Raw genomic sequence first — 24936 nt, forward strand, 5'->3', positions numbered from 1 at the left:
TGATGAAAGCACCGAGATGACGACAACGGCTCGCCTCAAGTTCGAGGGCATCACCAAGACCTTTCCTAGCGTCAAGGCGCTTTCGGACGCGACCTTTTACATAAAGCCCGGTGAAGTTCACGCTCTTCTCGGCGAAAACGGCGCCGGCAAATCGACCCTGCTGCGCATTCTGTCCGGTGTGTCGCGCCAGACCAGCGGCGAGTTTTACGTCGATGGCAAGCTTGCCACGTTCAAGAGCCCGGAGGATGCCCGCCGCGCCGGCATCGCCATGATCCACCAGGAGCTGCAGCAGATACCCAATCTGACTGTGGCGCAGAACATGTTTCTCGGCCATCCGTTGAAGACTGCCGGCGGCTTGCTGGTCAATCGTCGCGAGCAGGAAAAGCGCGCGGCCGCGGCACTTGCCATGATCGACCCGTCGATCGACCCTTCGACGCCGATCAAGAACCTTAAGGTCGCGCAGCGGCAGATCGTCGAGATTGCCCGCGCCCTGCTTGAAAATGCCAGGATCGTCGCAATGGACGAACCGACGTCCAGCCTGACGCCAGCCGAGTTCGAGAGCCTCGCCGTCATCATCGAGAAGATGGCGGCCTCCGGCGTGGCGATCATCTATGTCTCGCACAAGATGGACGAGGTCTTTCGCATCTGCCACCGGGGCACCGTCATGCGTGATGGCAATGTCATCGGCACGGTCGACCTGCGCACCGCCGCCCAGTCGGACGTCATCGCGATGATGGTCGGCCGCGAGCTAATGCAGGAAGAACACAATTCGTTTGTGAAGGAGGACGTTCGCGTTGAAGTGCGGGGCCTTTCCTCCGCGGTCACGCATGTCCGCGACGTCTCCTTTACAGTAAGACGCGGCGAAGTCGTCGGCATGGCCGGCCTGGTCGGCTCCGGCCGTACCGAGCTTCTGCGCCTTCTGGCCGGCGTCGACAAGATTGAGTCTGGCGAGATCAGCATCGACGGCCGTGCGCTGAAGCTGACAAACCCGCGCTCCGCAATCTCTGCCGGTATCGGTCTGTTGCCGGAAGAGCGCAAGCGCGAGGGCATCATCCCCATGCGCCCGGTGTCCCTGAACATGGCGCTGCCGTCCTTGCGAAAATTCGCGAAGGTCGGCGTCGTTCGCCATTCGGCGGTTAACAATACTGCCGAAACATTGCTGAAGCGGGTCAATCTGCGGCCGTTCCAGATCGATCGTCCGATCAAGCTGTTCAGCGGTGGCAACCAGCAGAAGGCGATCATCGCCCGCTGGCTTGCCGCCGGGTCTGAGATCCTGCTGTTCGACGAACCGACACGCGGCATCGATGTCGGTGCCAAGTCCGAAATCTACCATCTGATCGAAAACCTCGCCGCCGAAGGCAAGTCCGTCATCGTCGTCTCCTCGGAGCTTCCCGAGGTCATCCGGCTGTCGGACCGGGTCATCGTCATGCGCAACGGCCGCATCGCCGCCCAGCTGGAGCGACACGAGCTGACGGAACAGGCCATCGTCTCGCACGCCGTCGGCGATGCCGAGCCAAATACACATTCCTCGACGCAGGAGCACACCCATGTCTGATATCGCCACCGAAACGCCCAAGCGTTCCTCGAAACTCTTCAGCTCGTTCTCGCTGCGTGATGCCGGTACGCTCATCGGTCTGATCATCATCATGGCCGTGTTTGCGGCGCTGGTGCCGGGCTTCCTGTCCGAGCGTAATCTCATCAACATCCTGCAGCAGTCGAGTATCAATGCCTGCATCGCACTTGGCATGACGCTGGTCATTATTTCCGGCGGTATCGACCTCTCGGTCGGCCCGACGGCGGCGATTTCCGCCGTGCTGACGGCCGCTCTTCTCGTCACGGGCGTTCCCGTGCCGGTGGCGCTTCTTGCCGGTCTCGGCGTCGGTGCCTTCTGCGGTCTCGTCAACGGCGTGCTGGTTGCCTATGTCGGCCTTCAGCCGTTCATCGTCACGCTCGGAACGCTCAGCACCTACCGCGCCATCGCGCTGATCTATACGGGCGGCAATCCGGTTCTCGGGGTGCCGCAGGCGTTCCGGTCTTTGTTCAACGGCAATGTGGCCGGTATCCCGAACTCGGTCATCATCGTTGCGGTGGTTGCATTCGGGGCCTGGGTCTTGCTCAAAAAGACGCCGATCGGTGAATATCTGCTTGCCGTCGGCGGCAATGAAGAGGCTTCCTATGTTGCTGGTGTGCCGATTGCGCTGACCAAGATCACCGCCTATGTGATCTCCGGCGTTCTGGCTGCACTCGCATCCTTCATTCTGATCGGCCGTCTCGGCGCCGCCGAACCAATCCTCGGCAACCTCTGGGAGCTGGATGCGATTGCTGCGGCTGCCATCGGCGGTGCCTCCCTCATGGGCGGCAAAGGTTCTATCCTCGGTACGATCCTCGGCGCGATCATTCTCGGCGCCATGCGCAACGGTTTGACGTTGATGAATGTCCAGGCTTTCTATCAACTGCTTGCAACTGGCCTTATAATTCTTGTCGCAATGATGATTGATCGCGCGACAAGGGGACGGGAATGAACTCCGATAAAATGGATCTGAAGGCAGTTGGCCCACGCATTCGTATGCGGATGCCGCTATTGACGCCACTGGAAGCACGTGTTGTGGAAACCGTGTTCGCGCTGCGTACCTTCGATGACGATACATCGTTGAAGGAAATCGCAACCGATGCCGGCGTTTCCGAAGCGATGGTCGTGAAGATCACCAAAAAGCTGGGTTTTGCGGGCTATCGGGAGTTCCGCAACGCCCTTGCCCAGTACAACAAGCTGCCGACAGCGGAAATGCACCAGGAACTGTCTGTCGACGACACCTCCGAAGAAATCATCCAGAAAGTGTTTCGCACGTCCATCCAGGCATTGGAAGAAACTCTTGCGATCATGGACGTCAGCGCGTTTGACCGCGCCGCCGACCTGATCCATGGCGCCCGTCAGCGTGATTTCTATGGTGTCGGCGGTTCGGCGCAGATCGCGCGCGATGTGGCGCACAAGTTCCTGCGTATCGGCGTGCGCGCCAGCACCTATGACGACTCTCACATGATGCTGATGTCTGCCTCGCTGCTCGGCAATGATGATATTGCCGTCGGATTCTCGCACTCCGGCAACACGATGGTTGTCATCGAGGCGATGCAACTGGCCCGGCGAAACGGCGCACGGACGATTGCGATCACGAATTACAATGAATCGCCGCTTGCGCAGCATGCTGACGTAGTCTTGTGTTCGACGGCGCAGGGATCACCGTTGATGGGGGAAAATGCGGCCGCCCGCATTGCCCAGCTCAACATTCTCGATGCCGTATTCGTCGCCGTGGCACAGCGTGATTATGGCGCCGCGGAAAACAATCTCGAAAAGACCATGGCGGCCGTGGCCTCCAAACGGAAAGACAGGTTTCTATGACTGGATCAAGCCCCGCCGTCGTCGTCTTCGGCAGCCTCCACTACGACATCATCGTCAAGGGGCCAGCGCGGCCGCGCAAGGGCGAAACCGTGACAGGCTCCGCCTGGCATCCGGCGTGCGGCGGGAAAGGCGGGAATCAGGCGGTTTCCGCCGCCAGGGCCGGTGTACGTTCGACGATGATCGGTGCCGTTGCCGACGACGAATTCGGCAGGGTGCTTCTCTCAAACCTTGCCAGCCAAGCCGTCGAGATCGATCATGTTCGCGTCATCGAAGGCGCGGCATCCGGCATGAGCGTCGCAATCTTCGATTCTGAGGGTGATTACGGTGCTGTGATTGTGTCAGGCAGCAATCTGCAGCTTTCGCAGGGTGATATTGAAAGCGCTGCATCTCTATTTCGCTCCGGTAACATACTCGTGCTCCAGAACGAGGTACCGGACGCGGTCAATGCTCTTGCCGCATCTGCGATGAAGAGTGCCGGCGGTCGAGTGCTCCTCAATGCCGCACCGGCGAGAGAACTATCGCCCGGACTGGCCGCGCTGGTCGATGTCCTGATCGTCAATGCGGTCGAAGCGGAAGCACTCGCGGGCAGCTCCGCCGTCGATACGCTCGACGATGCGATGGCAGCAGCGCGACGTCTGGCACAGTCCTTTCCAGTGGCAGTCGTGACTGCAGGCGGCGAGGGGGTCGCGTGTTCAACACGCAATGGTGAGGAAATCCGAATAGAGGCAATCAGGGTTGAGCTTGTCAGCACGCATGGCGCAGGCGATGAGTTCGTCGGCGTTTTGGCTGCACGTCTGCTTGAGGGTACACCACTCGCCGGTGCACTGCATGCCGCCAATCGAGCCGCAGCGATCCTCGTCAGCTCGCCGCGCTGAACTCCGGGCCTTCGGTCAATCATCCGGGACAGCCATTTTCCGCTACAGCATGCGACGCAGGTCCACCAGGGCCGATTTGATCTGGCTGAATTGCATTGCGCCGAAGCCGATGACAATGAACGGACACGATGGCACTTCCGGGAGTGTGTAAACCGATGGAATGCCGACTGCCAGGTTCGCTTTCTGACAGGCAGCCAGTACGCGCCGCAATTCAATGTCGGACCCGATTTTGACGAAGAACTGAAGCCCGCCCTCAGGCTTTTGGAAGTCCCAGTCCGGGAACATCGTACCCAAGAGGCCCGCGAGTTTATCCCGCCTGCGCCGATACACGCTTCGCATTCGCTGGACGTGACGTTCGATGACACCGCTCGCAAGCAGCTCTGCCACCCATCGCTGTACAAGACCGTTCGTTCCTCTTGACAGGCTCCAATGCAACCCCGCCATTTCCCGGATTAAGCCAGCGTCGGCGACGACGTATGCCAGGCGAACAGTGTTGAAAAGTACTTTGGAAAACGTGCCGAAATAAATGACGTTTCGTCCTGCATTGCTCGCCTTCAGGGCGGCTTGTGGCTGGTGATCGTAATAAAATTCGCTGTCGTAATCATCTTCCATGATCATGGCGCCGCGCTTTTCTGACTGCTCCAGAATTGTTGCACGCCGTGCATTGTCCAGGGTCAGACATTGAGGGAAGTGATGTTGCGGCATCAGATACAGGAGATCTTCAGGGCCCAGCCGCGTATCCCCGAGAAGAATGCCGTTGCTATCCACACCATGCGCGTGAAGGGTATAGTTGAAGCGGGCAAAGTTCCTCGGAATATCGATGTAACCCGGTACCCCAAAGTGAATCGCGTTGCATGACTTTTGCAGCGTCATCGCGATCAGCACGGCCCCATACTGGGACCCGGGTACGACAAGCACTTCCTCCGGCTTTGCAATGATGCCGCGCGCGGGGAGCAGCTTCTCACAGATGAGCTTGCGTAGTGTCAGGTCGCCGGCGCTTTCGCCAAAAGCATTCAGCAACGCGGGGTAACGAAGCACTTTGTTGAAGCCCTGTCGCAGTTCGGTCACCGGCAGATGTGTCGTGTCCGCAATACTGGGCATCAATGACCGCACGCGAGGATCATCGATGATCGGTTCGTCGAACGCGAGCAATGTGCCCGCCGTTGCGTCGAGTGCACGATTGAGTGCTGATGTCACCGCGTCGCTGACCGCCAGAACTTCTGTGCCACGACCAACGCGGCTTGCACAGATGTTGCGACTGCAAAGTTCTTCGTAGGCCTGCACGACGGCGCCGCGGGATATCCCGAGCTGACGGGAAAGATCCCGCGTCGACGGCAGGCGTTCACCGCATGAGAGTTTCCCGGACCTTATCAGGAATTCAATCTGATCGAGCAGCTGCCGGTAGATCGGAAGCGCGCCACTGGCGGCCGCGTCAAGGCGTATATCAAGCATCGCGTTTCAGACCGGACCAATGATTTTGACAAATTGGACCTTATCATCTTCTCGGATATATACCAATGAAGAGGCTTCACCCGTCTTGGCTTTGTGCTGAACGGTCAACGTGGGCCCGCGTTGGACAGGGTGCCTTGAGGGATTTCCATGCCAAACCACTTTCTGCAGGACAAAAGGGTTGATCTGTTTTCCAGCTCGATGGGTATCATTGGGCTCGGACTGGGATGAAGGATCGCATCAGATACGTTCGGTTGGCCGCATTTGATCGGAGAAACCATTCTGCTTGCGGGTTCCGTTGTGTATGGCGTGTTGCTGGTAGTGCAGCTTGTCCGCATCTGTCTCTGCCCGAATGCTCTGGTGGACGAATGGCGCTCATCTGCGCAGTTCGTGTTCTTTTCGGCCGCAACAATTTCGGGATCCCTGCTGGCGGCGGCGGTCCTTCCATACAGCACGACCCTGGCAAAGTTCATCTGGTGGCCCACGACGAGCGCGCAGCTTGTGTTGTTAGTGGCATCGATGCGCCGCTGGATGACCACCACGCATCCCGTCACTGAAGCAAATCCGACGTGGTTGATCCCGATGGTTGGAAACGCTTCGCCTGCATTCGCGGGCGTGGCGCTTGGCTATGAAGACCTGAGCAGGGCGATGCTGATGTCCGCCATTGCGTGCTGGATTGCGTTTCAGCCGATCATTCTCTTCAGACTTTGTTTTGCCGAACCCCGGATCGCCGTTCGGGCACTGCCGGGTCTGAAAATTCTTGTTTCTGCCCCCGCAGTCATTGCGATTGCCCTGTCCACCATCCTTGGCCATGGTAACCTGCTTACAGAATTCGGGACATATTGCTCCCTCTTCTTTGCGCTGTGCGTGGCCAGCCATGGCAAGCGCCTGTGGGAAGCCCGCTTCTCACGCTCGTGGTGGGGGTTCACCTTTCCGATGGCTGCGCTTTCCAGTGCTCTCATCCGGCTGTATCAGGTCCGTCCGGGAGCCTTTACTGCGACGCTCGCTGTTGGCTGCTTGAGTGTCGCAACTGCTATCGTCACGATCGTTGTATTTGCCGCCTTGAGGCATGGACTTACATCGACGGGCGATAATCATGGCGCAGATGGTCACGCTCGACCGGCCGCCGACCTGTGATTCGGGGCCGCCAAGGGGGGCCGCCCGTTGCCCGGCGATACGGATGAGGACTCCAGGATTCCGGCGGGAGTAGTCGACCCTTGTCAGCACATGGTGCAGGCAGCGATTTCGTCGGTGTGCTGGCAGTGCAAACATGTCAAGGTTCACCCTCGCGAGGACTCGTAAAAGAGCGCAAGCCGCTCTAGGGATTCGCTTGCCGCCAGAAGCTGTTCCTGCTCGGCCGGGCTGAGGGTGGCCTCCATCGCCGCGCGTAGCCAGGTCTCGCGAGCCTGCCTGCTTTCGCGAAGTGCCCTTTGCCCTTTTGGAGAGAGGCTGATCCACGTCTTCCGTTTGTCGTCAGGATCGGGGGTTCGGTCAATAAGGCCAATAGCCTCCAGTTCGCGAAGCAGCGCTGCCACATTGGCCGATGACATTCCCTCCGCAGTCGCAAGCATCGTCGGCGTAACCGACCCCCCCCAAAGTCCGTTTCAAGCTGGATGCAGATGCGCTTCCCGATAGCCAAATCGTGCTCTACGACGCGGCAGCCAATGAGCTGTGGCGGAAAAACGGGGCTGTAGAGTCTGAAATCGTGGAGCTTTCCAATCTGTTCTTGCACGGTGAGCTGGTCTTCCGCATTCAGCGTGGTACCGGGCCGAAGGGTGCTGTCATTGCCGTTTCGGCGCTCGAAATCACCGCGGGATACGAGCCTGCAGCGATCGCTCCGGACGGTTTTGTCGTCATAGACAGTCTCGATGCACTGCGCGGTTACGCCCATCTAGACAATGTCAAAGTGCGGCTAAGGCCTGGCACGTACCGTCTGGACAGGGCGCTCTATCACCATTTCATCGAGTTTACCGGCAATGGCAGCACGTTCGACATGACGGGCGTGCGGATTCAGGCCGACACCAGCCTGTTTTCCGATTTCGGTGTCATTCCGGGAATAGGCGGCTTTTACAGCGTCATCGACCTGACCGGCGACCGCATCACCATGCAGGGCGGCTATTTCGAAACCTATGGCGACAAGCGGGGGCTGCAGTCGCGAAACAAGATTTTCAACATCACCGGCGATGATGTGACCCTGCGTGGGGCCACGGTACACACTGCCGGATCGTTTCCGTGGGGATATGGCAGCCTGTTCGGGATCAGTGGTGACCCGGTCCGCAAGATGAACGGTATCCGCATTGGCGCGCCGGCCGAACGCGTCAGCCTGATCGACTGCACCGTCCATATGCGCGCAATGGGGCACGGCATATTCATACAGGGCGCAGCTGATACGCTGATCGACGGGTGTAAGGTCGATGGACTTCTTCGCCGCACCAATGACATCCTGGCAGAAACCGCTGGCTTTGCCGCGGAGCGGGACTTCAAGATCAAAGGCAGTGGTGAAGGCGTGCTGCCCGATCGCGATGGCCACATTCCGCCGGGTGACATGGTATCCCTCAGCGAGGACGGAATCCGCCTTTATGACAAGAGCGGTGATGTGCGCACCGGCAAAACGACAATTCGCAATGCGACTGTCACTGGCATGCGCCGGGGTATCTGCACAGGTTTTGGCGTCGGCGGAAGCCTGATTGTCAACTCCACCGTGAGGGATACCATACAGGCGGGTTTTCATATCGGGACGGATGACGTTCTCCTTGGCGCAAAGGCCGATGCCAAATACGCCGAGGCGTTAAGCATCGCGCAGAACACCTATTCGGGCGCGCGCGTCGAGTTGGAGATCCTGGACAGCCGGGAAGGAAGCGGAAATCATCTGCTTGCCCAGATCAACGGAAGCCATCACGCCGTTTCCCTGTATACCGCCGAGCCCGATTTCGTGCCACGTGACATGACAATTGAAATCGCCACCAATGACGGCTTCCTCGGCAAACTCGACAATTATGGCGACGACAGGCCGGACGGCAAAGCCTCTGATATTACTTTGATGAACTTCACGCCCGCCGCAGTAGTGCTGTCGGAGCGGTCAGAACGCATCACCGTTTCCGGTGAGGGGCGTTCGAAATGAACAGCGAGCGCGCGCATCGGCAGTGGAGTGCCGCCGGGCGCTTCGTCCGAGGGATCTCGCAACGGGACCGGTCGCCCAGATCTGGCGATCCGCATGCAGACTATTATGATAGAGAAGGGTTCATACAGGCTGCAAGGAGGTCTGCTCCGCAAGTGGAGCGGGCCAACGCCGGCGGCATTAACGACAAAATGACAGGAAAACAGATGACACTGAACGACTCCGACACGGTTCTGACGCTAAAGGACATCGCCGCCGAAGCCGGTCTTTCTGTCGCGGCCGTGTCAAAGGTCCTGAACAATCGAGGTGGTGTCAGTCAGGCCAGCCGGGATCGTGTCCTCAAAATCATGGAGCAGATCGGATACAAGGGACGCGGCGGGCGCCTGAATGCCGAACCATCGCGCGAAGCAACTGTCCTGACGCTCGGGCGCTACGCGCAGAATGATGGTTTTTACGGCGAGATCCTCGCCGGTGTCATTGAGGTGGGCGCCCGTGAAGGCATTACCATCGACGTCAAGGTCGTCTCCGACAGCGACTGCGACCTGCCGCCGGAGCGGCTGTTTCCAGCCGCCTTACCGAAGGCCATTCTGCTTCTGGGCATCGATGGACCGGCGCTTATCGATACCATCTCTGGTTTGGGTATTCCGGCGGTTCTGATAAACGGCATGGACCGCACCATGCGGCTTTCGGGCATCGCGCCTGACTATCATTTTGGCGGATGGATGGCGACGCGCCACCTGCTTGATCTCGGCCATCGCGACATCCTGCACATAACCCACCCGTACCGGGAATCGATACGCCGCCGGATTGACGGGTTTCGAAATGCGCTTGAGGATTCGGGCATCGATTTCGACGCAAGGCGACACATTCTCGATCTCGGGACCCCAACGATGCTGGGCCTCGACGCTCGCGAAATGATTGGAAGTTACCTCAGCAGAACCAAGCAACCCCCAACGGCGTTGGTCTGCATCAACGATATCGTTGCAATTGCAGCAATCCAGGCGGTTCAGGCTCACGGCCTTTCCGTTCCGGACGACATTTCTGTCGTCGGTTTCGATGACTTGCCGGTTGGGGCTCACTCCGCTCCGCCACTGACGACGATGCGTGTCGACCGGCGCGAACTCGGTCGCATCGCGGTCGGGCTCCTTCAGCACGAAGGCGAAACGCTATCCGCGCAGCGGGTGGCGTTGGGCACAACCCTTGTGCGACGCGGATCAACGAGCGCGCCGAAGAAGCGCAACTGAGCGCACCCCGTTGATCATTCCTGAGAGAATTCATGATCACGGTAGAAACATGCCATGCCATCGATCCGGTCTCCGCGCGCAATCTCGACACCAACGGGTTACGCAGGCACTTCCACCTGCGACAGATGTTCGTTCGAGGCGAAATACGACTGGTTTATTCCGATTACGACTGAATGATCGTCGGCGGAGCGGTACCATGCGATACGCTTACGGAAAATCGAAAGCTCACGATGGTTCTGTGTCGGAACGATGTGAGCTGCACGCTGGTGATTGCCCGAAGATGACGGGGGATTGCTGCGCCGACAGGGAGCGGATTTAAAGGTCCGAGAAAATGCCAACGTCAAAGGTAGGCTTGAGATACTGGTACCATTTTTCTGTATTTATCCCAGCGGGTTGGCCGAGGACGGGTTTATGATTCGTCCATCATGCTGGAGCGGCAACGTCGACGTTCCCGACATGATAACCGGTCCAGCAGGCGGCTCTATCTTGTCTGAGCATCACGAATACGCTGACTGGTTGCCCAAGGCCGGTTCGTTCATTTCCAGAGGTGAGGTATGGCCATCTTTTGTCAAAAAGGGATTGCCTCGTCGCGACAAAAATGGGCAAAATCGAAACTTTAGCAGCTATGAGTAAACGCTTTTGGGCTGCAACCAACCTGGTGAGGCTGGCATGAATGAGAAAGCAAGTAGCCAGGAAGAGACGGGGAACGGTCCAGCTCTTCTGTTTAAAACGGACACCCGCAACTTACCCTTGGGACGAGCTATTGAATTCTGGCAGGAGACCGCAGGTTCTCTTTATGATGTTAGTATTTCTCAACCCGAAGCATTTTTTACGACGCATTGTACCTTCCGCCTGGGCGCGATCTTGCTCACTTATTGCGTCAGCGTCGGGCAAAAACTGAGCCGTTCCAGCTACCGTGCCGGAGCGGACGGATATGATCATTTCGAGGTTCAGTTTTATTCGGCCGGCCGCTGGAGCCGCCAGGACGGACGACAGGAAGCTCAGGCAACGCCAGGGGATCTGATCGTTCACGATGCGGCACAGGCGCACGCGGGATCTGTCGGTAATTTTACCAATCTGACCTTGTTTGTGCCTCGACCGCTGCTCGCGCCGCTGCTCACCAACCCCGACGAACAAAACATGCGGGTTCTCGCTGCTGATGAGCCGATGGTGGGGTTATTGCGGAGTCACGTGGACAATCTCTGGCGCGCGCTTCCGCTTCTGAATGCCACGCAGGCAGCGGCGCTTGCAGCGCCGACCGTCGAGCTCGTCGCCGCGACGCTGAACGGGGTACAGAGAGAGGACGTATCGCGGGGAATATCCGTCGCACAACTTGGTGAAATTCGCCGGTACATCAATGCGAACGCGCTAGATCCGAACATGTCCCCGGCCGGTATTGCCGCTGCCTTTGGCATTTCGCTACGTAAGCTCACCTATCTTTTTTCCGGCGATGGCGGGGTGTCAAACTACCTTCAGAGACGCCGCCTGGAGCTAGCGCGTGCGGCGCTGCGCGATCCGTCGCAAGTTCACAAATCAATAGCCGAAATCGGACTTGAGCATGGTTTCGTTTATGCTCACAATTTCGCGCGCGCGTTCCAGCGTCTTCATGGGCTCACACCGCGTGAAATCCGCGCCGTCGCTCAAAGGAATTGGGCTCTGGGTACGCGCGAATCGCAAAGCTGGTTCGATCGCGCCTCCCTGTGGGGACAGTAAGCGATCAATCTGCTTGGTCAGTGGCTACCATGATGCGCGCTGCGAGTATTTTGGCCTAGGCGATTTGCGCGCTCGGATAGATTCGCCTTAAACCGCTTATAGTTTCTTCTATTCCGCCCAAAGATCTGGTTTTTGAACCCTGATTTGCGCAGTACGGTCGCGTCCCGTTGAGGCGCCGGACGTTACGGGGATGCGTTGCTTTGTTGTCGCGGATGGGGGAGTTTTTCTACGGATGCATTGCTTGCGTGTATGTTCGTCAGCACGCTCTCAGGTCACTGGGCATCAAGGCGCTTCGTCAAAAGCCTGTTTAACTCAACGACCCGCCGACTACGTCGGCTGCGAGAGAAATGCGGTCGATTCTCTCCGCTTGGTGCGGGTCGGAGCCTGATCGGGACCACGTCTCGCGCAGGCGAAATAATTTCTGCGGACAGCCAGCTTGTCCATGCTTTTACAACGAAACAGATAATCCGCAGTTGGAGTATGCCATCATGAAAATAGTAGTTCTTTCCGCCCTCGTCGCGCTCAGCACGTCTGTGGTGAAAGCAGCAGACGTCGTTGTCGAGCATTCGCCGTTGCCGGCTGCATTTCAATCACCTGCCTTCACCTGGTCGGGTGCATACCTTGGTATCCAAGGTGGCGGCGCCTGGGCAACCGGTGAGTTTTCCGGCTTCGGCATATCCAGTTCCGAAGATGCAAACGGTGGGCTTCTCGGAGCTTTGGCGGGCTACAATTACCAGTTCGATAATAACCTCGTCATCGGCGTCGAAGGCGATGTCGAGTATAACTGGAACGAGGCGGAAATCTCTGGTGCTGAATTCGGGACTGACTGGGCAGGTTCGGTACGGGGTCGCCTAGGCTACGCCTTCGACCACGCTCTTGTCTATGCCACAGCGGGCTGGGCGGCGACGCAGGGCTATGTGGATGTGCCAGGACTTGGCAAGGACGAAGCCACCTTCAGCGGCTACACAATCGGAGCCGGACTTGATTACGCCTTCACCAGCAACGTGTTTGGCCGTGTTGAGTACCGCTACAACGATTTCGGCGACCAGGATCTTCAGGGTGTCAACGTCGATGTCGACCAGCACGCCGTTAAGGTTGGCCTCGGCATCAAATTCTGACGGCGTCCAGAAAGCCGAAAAGCGGGGGATCATCCCTTGTCGTCCTTTTGGCCTTCATACGGTCTGCAGGCTTCAATCCGCACATCGACGCACTGGCCCGTAGCGAAGTCAGATCACTCACACACATCGAAATCCGGAGTTCTTGCAAAGTGCTGGGGCTTCATCGCGATACCTGCGTCCTGAGGACTAAACATTGATGTCGAACACGGAATGCATGCTCATGCCACCGACGCCTGTAAGAACTGGAGCGTCCGGCAAGCCCGAGCTATCCTTGTTTCCAAGCAGGCGACTGAGGTGCCTGCTGTCAGTGTCGACGGCTGTCATTGCCTCGACCGCGATTGGTGTGACGGATGTGCGAGCGCAGGAAACCTCCGCGTACTGGAATTCAGGCACGGACGGGAACTGGTTCGCAGCGGCCAACTGGCGGGATGGGCTAGTTCCTTCCGGCGGAGATGTTGTCGATATCCGCGGTGGCGGAACAGCCTATATCGACGCCCCAGGGGCGGCTGCATATCACGTTTACGTGGGAACTCTGGGTGCTAACACGCTGAAGGTGGAGGACGGTGGCACGCTTGGCGTAGCGGGGCAATTGACGCTCGGTTATTTGCCAGGCTCCTCGGGCACCTTGATTGTGGACGGCAATGGCTCGGTAGCGACCGTTGGAACGTTCACGACGCTCGGTTGGCAGGATGGTACCAGTCTCCTTGCCGTGGAGAATGGCGGGAAGTTCCGCACCTCGATACTGACTGCAGGCGGAGGCGCAGGTAGCGGTACAGTATCCGTCTCCGGTACAGGCTCCCAGATTACGGCCGAGAACGGAGCTCGTCTCGGAAGCTCCCGAGGCGTTCCCTGGGAACTCAGCATCGCTGACCAGGGTCGGTTTACCACCAATGTTCTCGATCTCGACAACACCACCGCGATCAATATCAGCAATGGTGGCATCCTCGACGCCGCGGATATCAATTCGAATTCCGGTACAGTGACATTCGGCGTAAACACCTCAGGAGTGGATACGATAGGTGCAAACATCCGGGAAAATGGCGGCTTCAACAGATTGACCAAGGCGGGAACGGGTACGCTGATCCTGACGGGCGACGGTGAATTCTCAGGCGGGGTAACGGTCGCGGATGGCGAGCTTCAGATCGGCGACGGCGGCGTGGCCTCATTTGCGGCATCCTCGGTATATCTCACTGGCGCCGCCACGCGGTTGACGATCGACAATGATGACACTCTTGCCTTGTCCATGCCGATCACCGGCGGCGGAGAAGTGGAAAAACGCGGTGCAGGCACAATGACGCTCTCCGGGAGCAGTGCTGGCTTCTTCGGCGGTCTGGTAATCACCGAGGGCGCTGTCGACCTGACGGGGCAACTTGGCTCCACCAACGGTACGGGAAGCTCAGCATCGGTGCACGGCGGCAGCTTCCAGGTGAATGGCCTCTTCGGCGGCGATGTTGCCGCCTCTGACACAGGACGGGTTGCGGGTGGGGGTGCGATTGAGGGCAGCCTGACGCTCTCCAACGGTGGTATTCTGTCGGGCCAACAGGGACAGTCCCTGGCTATTAACGGTGATCTGAGGCTCGATAGGGGCAGCACGATTGATGTCGCGCTGGGAGGAATCTCATCGCCGGCGCTTTTCGACGTCGGGGGCAACCTCACACTCGACGGCAAGCTTCAGGTCACCGATCAGGGCGGGTTCGGTGCAGGGGTTTACCGACTGTTCGACTACGCCGGAGCATTGACGGACAATGGCTTGACCATCGGCTCGACGCCGGCCGGCGTCGTGGCGGACGATCTCTCCATTCAGACCGCGGTCGAGGGTCGGGTCAATCTGGTCTCAACCGCGGGGGCAGAGCTCGGTTTCTGGGACGGCGGGAACGCAGCATTGCACGATAATGATGCCGTCGATGGAGGCTCCGGTACCTGGACGGCGGTCGGGCGCAACTGGACCTCCGACAATGGCTCGGTCAACGGATCCTTCAAACCGAATCCGACTTTTGCGATCTTTCAGGGAACGTCCGGGGCTGTCGCGGTCGATGATACCGCAGGCGCGATCGGTGTCACTGGCATGCAGTTTGCCACCGACGGATATCGCGTCTCGGGCGATCCTGTCGAGCTGCTTGGCCTCAGTGGCGAGACCATCATCAGGGTTGGCGATGGCGGAGCTTCAGACAGTGGAATGGCGGCCGGAATATCCGCGACGCTCAGTGGCGCCTCCAGTCTGGTGAAGACCGGCGCCGGGTCTCTGGTCCTGACCGGTAACAACGCCTACACCGGCGGTACCCGGATTGCCGCCGGGACACTATGGCTGTCGTCGGACGCCAATCTCGGCGCGTCGTCGGGTGGATTGATCTTCGATGGAGGAACCCTGGCCACGACGACCGGCTTCAGTTCCGACCGTGCAATCGCCCTTAACACTTTCGGCCGCGTCGATGTTTTCCGCGATCGCGAGCTTATCCTGTCCGGTTCGATTTCAGGGCCAGGGGGTTTCGAAAAGCTTGGCGACGGTACGCTGAAACTGACAGGAGAAAACTCCTACCTGGGTAACACCTTCGTGCGGTCGGGAACTCTGGTTGCAGATACAAATGCCATCCACGGTTCAATCGCCAACGCCGGGGCCGTAATCTTCGATCAAGCCGGAGACGGAAGCTTTGCCGGTGATATCGCTGGCCTGGACGGCACCCGTGGCGAGATGATCAAGCGTGGTGCAGGGACGCTCACCCTTGGCGGGGTGTCGACGCTTGCCTGGAATGTCGAGGAGGGGGGCCTCGTTTCGGCAACAGACCGCTTCGGAGGCGATCTCGAACTGGCATCAGCGACCCGCTTCACTTTCAGCCAGGACTACAACGGGATCTATGGTGGAGCCATCTCTGGTTCGGGAACCATTGCCTTCGATGGCCGAGGCCGGATCGCCCTCACCGGCGACAATTCCGCCTTTGCAGGCCTGAGTCAGGTTTCGGGCACGACGCTTGTCGTCAACGAGGCACTCGGCGGCTCTGCGTTGATTGGGAACGGCGGGCGTCTGCAGGGCGCAGGCACGATTGGATCAGGAACGGGATCGACGGTGACACTGGCTTCCGGTTCGGCCCTGGCACCCGGCAATTCGATAGGCACGCTGACAGTTGATGGCGATCTGGTCCTTGATGCCGGCTCCCGCTACGAGGTCGAGGTCGCTCCGGGCGACAAACAAAGCGACCTGATCAAGGTGACGGGGTCGGCCACCCTCAACGGTGGCACCGTTGCCCATATCGGCATGACCGGCACATATGATCCGGCGGCCACCTACACGGTCCTTTCGGCGCAGCATGGTGTGAACGGTTCCTTTGACGCGGTTACCTCCGACTTCGCCTTCCTCGATCCCACGCTTGGCTATAACGGCAATGATGTCACGCTCTCACTGACCCGAAACGACATCGACTTTGCCACGGTCGCCGAGACGCACAATCAGATTGCCACTGCGCAAGGATTGCAAAGCCTGCGCAATGGTAACGAGCTTCACGACGCGGTCGTGCAGCTCGACGAGGGAACGGCCCGGGCCGCATTCGACCAGCTTTCGGGTGAGATCCACGCATCGGTGGTGACAGGGTTGATCGAGGATTCACGCCATATCCGGAATACAGTCAATGATCGGTTGCGCTCAGCCCTTGGCGCTGATTCAACTCCCGGGACGGCCTCGTCTGGCCTTGCCTTCTGGGGCACGGGTTTTGGTTCATGGGGGTCAACCGATGCAAACGGCAATGCCGCCAGTCTCGATCGCTCGACCGGGGGCTTTATTGGCGGCGCCGACGCAATGGTCACCGATGCCTGGCGGCTGGGCCTGCTGGCCGGCTATAGCCATTCGTCCTTTGATGCAGATGACCGTGCCTCGTCAGCCTTGAGCGACACCTATCATGTTGGGCTCTATGCAGGGGCAGAATGGCAAGCCCTGTCGTTCCGCTCGGGCGTCGCCTATGGCTGGAGCGACATCAACACCAGCCGCTCTGTCGACTTCACCGGCTTTGCGGACCGTCTGTCGGCAAGCTACGATGCCGGCACGTTGCAGGCCTTCGGCGAACTTGGCTACCGGATGGAAACGCTGACCGGTCACTTCGAGCCCTTCGTCAATCTCGCCCATGTCACCGTCAAGACGGATGGCTTCAGGGAAAATGGCGGCGCTGCGGTTATTGCCTCCTCCGGCGAAACGACAGATACGACCTTTGCCACTCTCGGAGTTCGCGCCGAAACAGATGTGTGGATCGGAAACATGCAGATGAACCTCGCCGGCATGCTGGGATGGAGGCATGCCTTTGGAGACATCACGCCGACCGCCAGTCATGCATTCGCCGGTTCCGATTCCTTCACCGTGTTCGGCAATCCGCTTGCAAAGGACGCAGCCGTGTTCGAGGCCGGTGTCAATGTCGATATCGCACCAGACGCTACCCTCGCCATTGCCTATCAGGGGCAGTACCGCGATGGCGCCCAGGACCATGGCTTCAACGCCAAGCTCGGTGTCAGGTTTTGAAAGACCAAAGTGTATAACTCAGATCAGCGGGCGGCCGGGGAAAAGTTCGGCGGTACTGCTTAAATAGCTGTCCGGTATTTTCGCCTGTTCGATGTGGTCATCATCATAAGCCGCGTCGTTCTCGGGTAGCGCTCTGATGACGCTGGTAGATTTTGGAGGCTTCACTGCTATATGAAGTCGAGGAAGGTGTGATTAGGCGTTGAGATAGGTGTAGAGATCAAGAAAATCCGGCAGCACTAGGCGAAACGGCTTCTGCCCGAAAAAGGAAGAGCCCGAGTTCTTGAAAGCGTTGTACGGGATGAAGACTTCCCACCCACGCTCCCGTTCGTTCCAACGCAGTTCGCCTCTCGGATAGCGGTGCTCGTCGGGCATCCGCTTCAAGATCTCCCCGGTGATCTTCCGGTATTCAGCGAGCGGGCTCTCCGCTTGCCCGGGTCGTCAAATGCCGAAGTCAGCGTCAAGCGCTTCGCTGCCGTCTTGCGGCGATGTCTTGGGTCAACTCTCTATAACGGCGACAACGCCATTGTCTGGACGCCCGCCCCTCGAAGAGGCGAAGCCCCTGGTGATGCGATATCAGCCATCCGTGCTGCGGGGACTTATGCCCATTAAAAGAACCATAGCCTCTATCTGCTGTGAGGCCTCGCTCAAGACCTCATCCAGTTCGGTTTCCGCATGCCAGCCAGAGTGCTCCGGCGTGCGAAATTTACAAACCGCCTGTCTGCGCCTGACGGAAAGCCCACCTTTCCTTTCGAAAGCGGGCTCCAACACGTCAAGATAAGCCAGTGCTTTTTCAGCCAGGCGTCGTTTTGCCTTCACCTGTCCGGGACAGCGCATCAAACACCGCACCTCGCTTACGAACGGAAGGAACACCGAGGACAGAACCTCATCCTTTTCGAAGTCATCGAAATACACGGCATTGCCTCTATTTGGAGTTCCAGGTGATTTCGCCAGCACCAGACGGGGGCTGGCAAAATCTCGCGTCAGACCTTGGCGGTCTGTCCCCGCTCGCTGAGTGCAACGAATTCCAGAGTAACCTTTTCCAGATTGTCGGCCAGCCATCGCGCCATGTTGACTTCTTCTTCGAGGTTCCTCGCGAGGGCGGAGTGAGCCGCGTAATAGCCTCCATGATTGCCAATGGTAATCAACGACTCGTAGGCAGCAATCTCGTAGTTTTCGAACGCAAAATTGGCCAGACTGTTCTTGATGATCTCATCGCCTGCAACCGCATGGCCAAGGCTCGCAATCGAGCCTGTCATGGAAAGGGCCGCGTCTTTTATTGTCGAGGACGATTCTGAAAGTCCCTGCAACACCTCTTCGAGACGGGCGATCTGATCCTCTGTTTCACGATAGTGAAGCTCGAGGCGAGCCTTGACCTCCGGGTAGTTCTCTATCCGGGAGATCTGCGGTTTCATAATTGACAACGCTTGGTTTTCCATGGCGTGCGCATCACGCAGTCCGGTTACAAAAATGTGGCGCAAGTCCTCGGTCATTCTTCATCCTCCAGATTGAGCCCCCCGAACCGCGACACGCCACGGAAGTTCCAACATTTCCAGTGGGAAGACGGCGACCAGGAGCAAGGCCATGAGCAGTTTGCTTCTGCCTGGAGGTCGCGCGCCCTCCTACGATCAGCTTCGCCCTGGGCTTGCGGCGATGCAGTCAGGCTACGGAACTATTGCACTCTCCCGTACGATCCGGGACCCAGGGAGCACGCGCTTTTCCTACGATCGCCTTCCTGAACGCAACAAGACAAGACTGCGTTCGACCAGGATATACTCGGGATCGCCGATTTTCCGGTCCTCCAGATGAGGATCGGCTGTTGTCAAAACCTCAACCCAACCCCCACTCACCTTCGGGAGAACAAATGGCACGGACCCGTCGTGGGGATTGAAGAGGACGAGGATATCGTCCCAGCCCTCCTCTTCGTCATGATCGCGCCGAACGCGGAGCCCGATTGTGGTTGCCCCTGGATCGTCCCATTGCTCCTGCGTCTGTTCGCTGGCCGTCGGGTTATACCACGTGATCACCATCCCGTCGCGCCAGTCATTACGCCTCAGAATCGAGTGTTCGGCGCGCAGTGAGATCAATCTGCGGACGAAGTCGCCCAGTTCGCCGGCGCTCGCTGGCAAACCGTCCCAATGGACCCAACTCAGCTCGTTGTCCTGGCAGTAGCAGTTGTTGTTCCCCATCTGGCTGCGGCCCAACTCATCGCCGGCGAGAAGCATCGGGGTTCCATGGGACAGAAACAGCGTTGCAAGAAAGTTCCGTTTCTGACGGTCGCGAAGAGAGACAATTACGCCGTCACGTGAGGGGCCTTCAACACCGAAATTGAAACTCCGGTTGTCGCCATGCCCGTCCTTGTTGTTCTCACCGTTCGCTTCATTATGCTTGTCGTTGTATGAGACGAGGTCGTCGAGAGTGAAGCCGTCATGCGCTGTCAGAAAGTTGACACCGGACCAGGGTCTGCGCCCGCGCAGGTCGTAAACGTCGCCGGAGCCCAGGATACGAGCGGCAAAGTCCCGCGTCGTGCCATCCTTGTTTCTCCAGTAGTCACGAACGGTGTCACGGTACTTGTCATTCCACTCCGCCCAGCCAGGTGGAAACCCGCCTACCTGATAGCCGCCGGGCCCGATGTCCCACGGCTCTCCCACGAGTTTCAGGCGCGACAGAACCGGATCCTGGCCGACGGCGTCAAAGAAACCGCCTCGCTGGTCAAAACCTTCGGGCTCGCGCCCGAGAATCGTTCCAAGGTCAAACCGGAACCCGTCTATTTCCATCTCCTCAGCCCAGTAGCGCAGCGAGTCCGTAATCATCTGCAACACCCGCGGGTGGGACGTGTTCAACGTGTTGCCGGTTCCGGTGTCATTGATATAATACCGCGCCCTGTCGGGCATTGTTCGGTAGTAGGAGAAGTTGTCGATACCCCGAAAGGAGAGCGTCGGCCCCAGTTCGTTGCCTTCGGCGGTGTGATTGTAGACAACGTCGAGGATGACCTCCAGCCCAGCGTCGTGAAAGGCCCGGACCATGTCCCTGAAGCCTCGAATACCTCGCGGACCAAAGTAGCGGTTAGCCGGTGCAAAGAAGGCAAGCGTGTTATACCCCCAGTAGTTTTTCAGGCCTTTTTCCAGCAAATGGGCGTCGTCGGGAAACCAATGAATGGGAAGCAGTTCGATGGAAGTTACGCCGAGGCCTTTGACGTAGTCGATAATCTTTTTCTCGCCAAGGCCCTCAAAGGTGCCTCTGAGAGCTTCCGGGACGGCGGGATGAAGTCGGGTGAAGCCTTTGACATGGGTTTCGTAAAATATTGTTTTCGACCAAGGAATATCCGGGCGGAGTTGACTGCGCGGCGCATCGACCCCACCGACAATCCGGGCTTTGGGAACAAACCGCGCGCTGTCGGTTTCATCGAAGGACAAGTCCTTCTCCGCGCTGTCTGCTACATATGCAAACGGGGATTGCCCCCATTCGATCTCCCCTACAAGTTCGCGAGCATAAGGGTCAAGCAGCAGCTTGTGGGGGTTGAAACGGTAGCCACTTTCCGGATCGAACGGTCCGTAAACGCGATACCCATAAAGCGCGCCCGGTTTCAAGCCCGGCACATAGCCATGCCAGACCTCATTGGTATATTCGGGAAGTTCTATCCGCTCGATCTCCGTCTTCCCGTCGTCTGTAAACAGGCAGAGTTCCACGCGCTCCGCATGCGCGCTGAACAGCGCGAAATTAACGCCGTCATTGTCCGCAATCGCGCCCAACTGACGATGGTCGCCGGGGCCGATACGGGAATATCTGCTGATCATTTTTTGCCTCTGCATACCGACTGGGGGAGGGCGGTTGTCGCAAACGCTTCAGGGAAGACGCTGTCGCTTACCGGTGAGCGGCAATCCGAACGCGGCCGAAGGGGTTCCTGCATCCCCGACCAGTTAACCCCTTATGAGGGTCCCGCGGCACTTTTCCGCTGTCGATTAGGATTTTCCGCAGAGAAACCGTTTGAAAGCGGTGCCTCAACAGGTCCGAATTCAGCCTCCCATTCCGCACTGGCGGCGTGCCACTGCTCGTCGTCGTGTCCTTCAGGCCGGCCCGCCTGCTCCCATAGTTCGTAAGCGCGCTTTGAGATCCATTCCTCGCGATCGGTACCCATGTCGTTCTCCGTGGTAGTGAACATCGATGTCGTGCCCAACACCGCTCTCCCATGAAAGTTCCGCAGGTCCCAGTCATCGCGGCAGGCACGCGGGACATCACCGGGCGTGAACCCTATCGGTGATTTCGGTGAGACGTACGACGTGCTGCGCCGCCGGGGTGCTGTCCGTTAACCCAGAGAACTCATCTGCCAAATCCGGTCGGCGCTTCGTTCGACGATAGTCTTACGGCAGTGACTTCGGATTGCTCAACCTGCTCCTCGAGAACAGTCACTGAAGCAAGCCAGGAGGCTCTTCTGCCGTGGCTTGCGTCCGACAAGCATCAGGTCACGATAAGCCGGATTCGGAGGTACTCGGGATCGGCGGGAATCAACCGGCGTCACTTTTCTTTTAGGGCGGCCAAGTCATGCCATTTCGGAATTGCAGGCGATAGGTTGCTGTAGGGATTTTCATTATACCGTCTCTGTGGTGAGGCGAACCAAGATTGAGTTTTTAGGTAGGGCGTCATGCTGTCCTGGCCACGCGAAAATCGCGTCTCCGGGCTGGTCCGGCAGCGGTCTCGTCTCATCGCCAAGATTGACGGCGATCGAAAGCGCGCCGGCCGAAAACGTCCAGGTGACCGCAACACATCCATCACCTGCCTCCACAACCCTGCCAGCGTCCATTGTCTCCTCGAAGAAGAGGCACGATCTTTGTCTGTCTCAGTGAAAGCAGCTTTTGCGGAAGCGCTAGCCAATCCTCCCCAGTCTCGGTTTTGGCCTTGCTCCAATCCAGCTTTGATGCCTCGAATGTGGTGCGGTCATTGGGGTCTGGTACGGTCTCGCATTCGTAACCGGAATGGCTATCCCATCGCCCCATGGGGTTTTTCGATCCTTGTCGAAAAAGGATGGGGCCAGCAGCGGCAGGTAGTTACCCTCTGGTCCGAAATGATTGAGAACGATGTCAAGCACCACTGAGATGCCGTGACCATGCGCTTCGTCTATGAAGGCTTGAAGTCGTCCGGCGCGCCGTAAGCGGTATGTGGAGCGTAAAGTAAGGAGCCATCGTATCCCCAGCCGTGGTTGCCGCCAAAGTGGGAGACCGGCATCACCTCAATCATGGTAATTCCTAGCTGCGCCAGATGCGATAGCTTTCCAATTGCGGCATTGAACGTCCCTTCCACCGTGAAGGTTCCGACATGCATCTCGTAGATTACTGCCTCTTCCCATGGGCGGCCCGTCTAATCGACATTTTGCCAAGTGTAGCGATCCGGGTCGGTGACGACCGATGGTCCGTTAAATTCATCCTTTTGGGCCCGCGAGGCAGGGTCTGGGACGCGTGTACCATCCTTCATGACGAATAAATACTCCGTGCCGGCCGGTAACGAAGATTTCGCGCAGGTCTGCAGTCATATCTAATCCTCCTTGTTGAACTGCTCCGAACTCCGCCCTTCTACAGAAGTTCCTCGTCGATCGTTGTCACTCGACCTGTTGAGGCATGCCTCCACCATTCGCCGGGGGAACAATCGCCCCCGCGTCTGGTTCGGCGAACCGTTAACAAGGAGATTTTCGATGTTTTACACCGACAACAAGCTTCAGTATCCCGTTAGGGTCGAAACACCCGACCCACTGTTTGCAAGAGCGCTCCAGCAGGCAATTGGCGGCGTCGAAGGTGAAATCAGAGTGGCCATGCAGTATTTCTTCCAGGCATGCGGGGCGCGCGGCGATCCAAAATTCCGTGATCTGTTGATGAATACCGCCACTGAAGAGCTAGGGCATATCGAGATGCTCGCCACCGCCGTCGCGCTCAATTTGGAGGGCGCGCCGCTGAAACTACGGGAAGAGATTTCGGGCGACGCAATCGGCGGCTCCGTCCTTAACGGCGTCAATCTTAAAAACATCCTGTCGTCCGGCCTGGCTGCCATGCCGGTCGATTCCGACGGCGTTCCGTTTGATATGTCGCACGTCTATGCCAGCGGCAATATCGCTGCTGATATGACGGCCAATGTCGCTGCGGAATCGACCGGCCGTGCGCTCGCCGTGCGGCTCTATAATATGACCAACGACCCCGGCATGAAGGACATGTTGTCCTTCCTGATCGCGAGAGACACGATGCATCAGAACCAGTGGCTTGCCGCCTTGGAAGAGCTCGGCGGGGCGCAGAACGTCTTCCCCATTCCCAACAGCTTTCCGCAGGAAATGGAAAAACAGGAGTTCAGCTACGCCTATCTGGGCTTTCAGTTTGATGGGAGCGAGCCGGCACCAGGCCGCTGGAGCGCTGGCAATTCGGTTGACGGAAAAGGGGAGTTTTCCACCGTTCGCTCCGAACCGCTTGGCCAGAAGCCACAGCTTGCCCCGGCCAGACCAGACGGCGGTGCTCAGACGGAACAGGTGTGAACCCCGTCCCGCCACAAACAACCCACCATGCCCGGCCTCCAATGGCGGGCATGGTTCCGAAGACAGGAACAGCAAATGCAGGTGACTTCAAATCTTTGGGTGGTGACTGGCGTCGCAGGGCTGGTGATCTGGCTCCTCGGCGGTCTGCTCAGTACGGTCAGCTATAGTTCCGCGCTGAGGCCACGCCGCCATTATACCGAGTTTGTGACCTCTGCGCTCTTTGTGACTGGTGGCATCATGGAAGCGGCGATGGTCATTGGAATCGTTGTGGATTCGCTTGCGGACTAACAAAAAAAGACTCCAAGCCGTTGGCTCCGCATGCAGAGATCTAGAATGCGATCAAAGAGGGCGTGCTCCAGGATCTGGGATCAAGCCTAGAGGACGAAAATTTACACACTCACCATAATTTTACAACGTGCCGGGGCGCGGGTGTTCGGACCGGTGGGTGATTTGGAACGGGCTTTGGAGATAGCGGGCACAATGCAAATGGGCTTCGAAGCGGCGATTCTCGATATCAATCTGAACGGAGAGATGGCCTACCCGGTCGCAGCCCTCCTCAACGCAAGAAATTTTCCGTTCATATTTCTGACCGGCTATGAGTGCGACGCAATGCCCGAGCAGTTCCGAGGCGCGCCGTGCGGGATGATACCGTTCGAAGAGAAGCGTCTCGTGAGGCTGCTGGCGTCGATCACATGAAGGCAATAGGTTTCTTCATAACCGCCGTGCGAGTGGCTAGAGCTTCGAAAGCGCTCAATTGTAAGGACGATTGCGCTCACTGGCGGCTCACTTGAAAGGGTCGTTCGGGGACCCGCTCTATTAGGAAGATGGCGTGGGTTGAGAGGCCGCATCATAGTGGTGCCGCGCGCCTGCGCCTCGTCAGAGGGTTATATATACTAACCGAGAAAAGTTACCTATTGATCGTAAGCGCGAATTTCTGTGCACCTTCTGAAGCGCAGTGCTCTGATGCATGAAGTGTCCATCAAAAATAGGTGGACACCAAATCATGGACGATACTCCTA

The 24936-nt window shown here is 58.3% G+C and carries 20 protein-coding genes and 2 pseudogenes; 14 read left to right on the plus strand and 8 right to left on the minus strand.

Annotation, left to right across the window (positions count from 1 at the left end):
- The first annotated feature begins 16 nt into the window (after positions 1-16).
- Genes ACQZ63_RS25065 through ACQZ63_RS25080 form a run of 4 tightly spaced genes read left to right on the plus strand, consistent with a single transcriptional unit; the run spans position 17 to position 4269 of the window.
- A complete protein-coding gene (locus ACQZ63_RS25065; protein WP_173998291.1) occupies positions 17-1555 on the plus strand; it encodes a sugar ABC transporter ATP-binding protein in 1539 nt (512 codons plus the stop codon).
- On the plus strand, positions 1548-2522 hold the full coding sequence (locus ACQZ63_RS25070; protein ID WP_173998293.1) for an ABC transporter permease: 975 nt from the start codon (positions 1548-1550) through the stop codon (positions 2520-2522). The genes ACQZ63_RS25065 and ACQZ63_RS25070 overlap by 8 nt, the downstream gene beginning before the upstream one ends.
- Positions 2519-3394, plus strand: coding sequence for a MurR/RpiR family transcriptional regulator (locus ACQZ63_RS25075; RefSeq protein ID WP_173998295.1), 876 nt, complete (start codon positions 2519-2521; stop codon positions 3392-3394). The genes ACQZ63_RS25070 and ACQZ63_RS25075 overlap by 4 nt, the downstream gene beginning before the upstream one ends.
- Positions 3391-4269 carry a ribokinase gene (locus tag ACQZ63_RS25080; RefSeq protein ID WP_173998298.1) on the plus strand — a complete coding sequence of 293 codons (879 nt, stop codon included), beginning with the start codon at positions 3391-3393 and terminating at the stop codon, positions 4267-4269. Before ACQZ63_RS25075 ends, ACQZ63_RS25080 begins: the two co-directional genes overlap by 4 nt.
- A 42-nt stretch (positions 4270-4311) precedes the next feature.
- On the opposite strand, the gene ACQZ63_RS25085 is transcribed toward ACQZ63_RS25080, so the two are convergent.
- Positions 4312-5721, minus strand: a complete 1410-nt coding sequence (locus ACQZ63_RS25085; RefSeq protein ID WP_173998299.1) for an aminotransferase-like domain-containing protein — start codon at positions 5719-5721, stop codon at positions 4312-4314.
- 261 nt (positions 5722-5982) lie between these two features.
- On the opposite strand from ACQZ63_RS25085, the gene ACQZ63_RS25090 reads away from it, so the two are divergent.
- Positions 5983-6855, plus strand: coding sequence for an SLAC1 family transporter (locus ACQZ63_RS25090; protein ID WP_173998301.1), 873 nt, complete (start codon positions 5983-5985; stop codon positions 6853-6855).
- A 143-nt stretch (positions 6856-6998) separates the two neighbouring features.
- On the opposite strand, the pseudogene ACQZ63_RS25095 reads toward ACQZ63_RS25090, so the two are convergent.
- Positions 6999-7295, minus strand: a pseudogene (locus ACQZ63_RS25095) (MarR family winged helix-turn-helix transcriptional regulator); the annotation flags it as partial.
- A gap of 128 nt (positions 7296-7423) precedes the next feature.
- On the opposite strand from ACQZ63_RS25095, the gene ACQZ63_RS25100 reads away from it, so the two are divergent.
- From ACQZ63_RS25100 to ACQZ63_RS25125, 6 genes are all read left to right on the plus strand, one after another.
- A complete protein-coding gene (locus ACQZ63_RS25100; protein ID WP_173998305.1) occupies positions 7424-8839 on the plus strand; it encodes a right-handed parallel beta-helix repeat-containing protein in 1416 nt (471 codons plus the stop codon).
- A gap of 203 nt (positions 8840-9042) precedes the next feature.
- Entirely contained in the window at positions 9043-10080 is a 1038-nt protein-coding gene (locus ACQZ63_RS25105; RefSeq protein WP_173998307.1) for a LacI family DNA-binding transcriptional regulator, read from the plus strand.
- 32 nt (positions 10081-10112) lie between these two features.
- The gene (locus ACQZ63_RS25110; protein ID WP_173998309.1) at positions 10113-10253 is read left to right on the plus strand and encodes a hypothetical protein; all 141 of its coding nucleotides are present in this window, start codon (positions 10113-10115) and stop codon (positions 10251-10253) included.
- Positions 10254-10749: 496 nt separating this feature from the next.
- On the plus strand, positions 10750-11793 hold the full coding sequence (locus tag ACQZ63_RS25115) for a helix-turn-helix domain-containing protein (RefSeq protein ID WP_173998311.1): 1044 nt from the start codon (positions 10750-10752) through the stop codon (positions 11791-11793).
- A 488-nt stretch (positions 11794-12281) separates the two neighbouring features.
- Complete coding sequence (locus tag ACQZ63_RS25120) at positions 12282-12911, plus strand: outer membrane protein (RefSeq protein WP_173998312.1); 630 nt, start codon at positions 12282-12284, stop codon at positions 12909-12911.
- A 307-nt stretch (positions 12912-13218) separates the two neighbouring features.
- On the plus strand, positions 13219-17409 hold the full coding sequence (locus ACQZ63_RS25125) for an autotransporter domain-containing protein (protein WP_173998320.1): 4191 nt from the start codon (positions 13219-13221) through the stop codon (positions 17407-17409).
- A 195-nt stretch (positions 17410-17604) separates the two neighbouring features.
- Here the strand turns inward: ACQZ63_RS25125 and ACQZ63_RS25130 are convergent.
- The 6 genes and pseudogenes from ACQZ63_RS25130 to ACQZ63_RS25155 all read right to left on the minus strand — a co-directional run.
- Positions 17605-17838: pseudogene (locus tag ACQZ63_RS25130) on the minus strand (hypothetical protein); the annotation flags it as partial.
- A gap of 144 nt (positions 17839-17982) precedes the next feature.
- Positions 17983-18321, minus strand: coding sequence for a hypothetical protein (locus tag ACQZ63_RS25135; protein ID WP_173998323.1), 339 nt, complete (start codon positions 18319-18321; stop codon positions 17983-17985).
- A 68-nt stretch (positions 18322-18389) separates the two neighbouring features.
- A complete protein-coding gene (locus ACQZ63_RS25140) occupies positions 18390-18899 on the minus strand; it encodes a ferritin-like domain-containing protein (RefSeq protein WP_173998325.1) in 510 nt (169 codons plus the stop codon).
- Between the two features lie 228 nt (positions 18900-19127).
- The gene (gene glgX, locus ACQZ63_RS25145) at positions 19128-21203 is read right to left on the minus strand and encodes a glycogen debranching protein GlgX (protein WP_173998327.1); all 2076 of its coding nucleotides are present in this window, start codon (positions 21201-21203) and stop codon (positions 19128-19130) included.
- A 131-nt stretch (positions 21204-21334) separates the two neighbouring features.
- A complete protein-coding gene (locus ACQZ63_RS25150; RefSeq protein WP_333674857.1) occupies positions 21335-21568 on the minus strand; it encodes a DUF2934 domain-containing protein in 234 nt (77 codons plus the stop codon).
- Positions 21569-21994: 426 nt separating this feature from the next.
- A complete protein-coding gene (locus ACQZ63_RS25155; protein ID WP_236776489.1) occupies positions 21995-22207 on the minus strand; it encodes a DUF3459 domain-containing protein in 213 nt (70 codons plus the stop codon).
- Positions 22208-23092: 885 nt separating this feature from the next.
- On the opposite strand from ACQZ63_RS25155, the gene ACQZ63_RS25160 reads away from it, so the two are divergent.
- The 3 genes from ACQZ63_RS25160 to ACQZ63_RS25170 all read left to right on the plus strand — a co-directional run bounded on the left by ACQZ63_RS25160 (position 23093) and on the right by ACQZ63_RS25170 (position 24613).
- On the plus strand, positions 23093-23917 hold the full coding sequence (locus ACQZ63_RS25160; protein ID WP_173998331.1) for a manganese catalase family protein: 825 nt from the start codon (positions 23093-23095) through the stop codon (positions 23915-23917).
- A gap of 75 nt (positions 23918-23992) precedes the next feature.
- Positions 23993-24205 carry a hypothetical protein gene (locus ACQZ63_RS25165; RefSeq protein ID WP_173998333.1) on the plus strand — a complete coding sequence of 71 codons (213 nt, stop codon included), beginning with the start codon at positions 23993-23995 and terminating at the stop codon, positions 24203-24205.
- A 192-nt stretch (positions 24206-24397) separates the two neighbouring features.
- On the plus strand, positions 24398-24613 hold the full coding sequence (locus tag ACQZ63_RS25170; protein ID WP_448799441.1) for a hypothetical protein: 216 nt from the start codon (positions 24398-24400) through the stop codon (positions 24611-24613).
- Positions 24614-24936: the final 323 nt, after the last annotated feature.

The sequence above is a fragment of the Agrobacterium sp. CG160-95 genome (genome assembly GCF_053521725.1).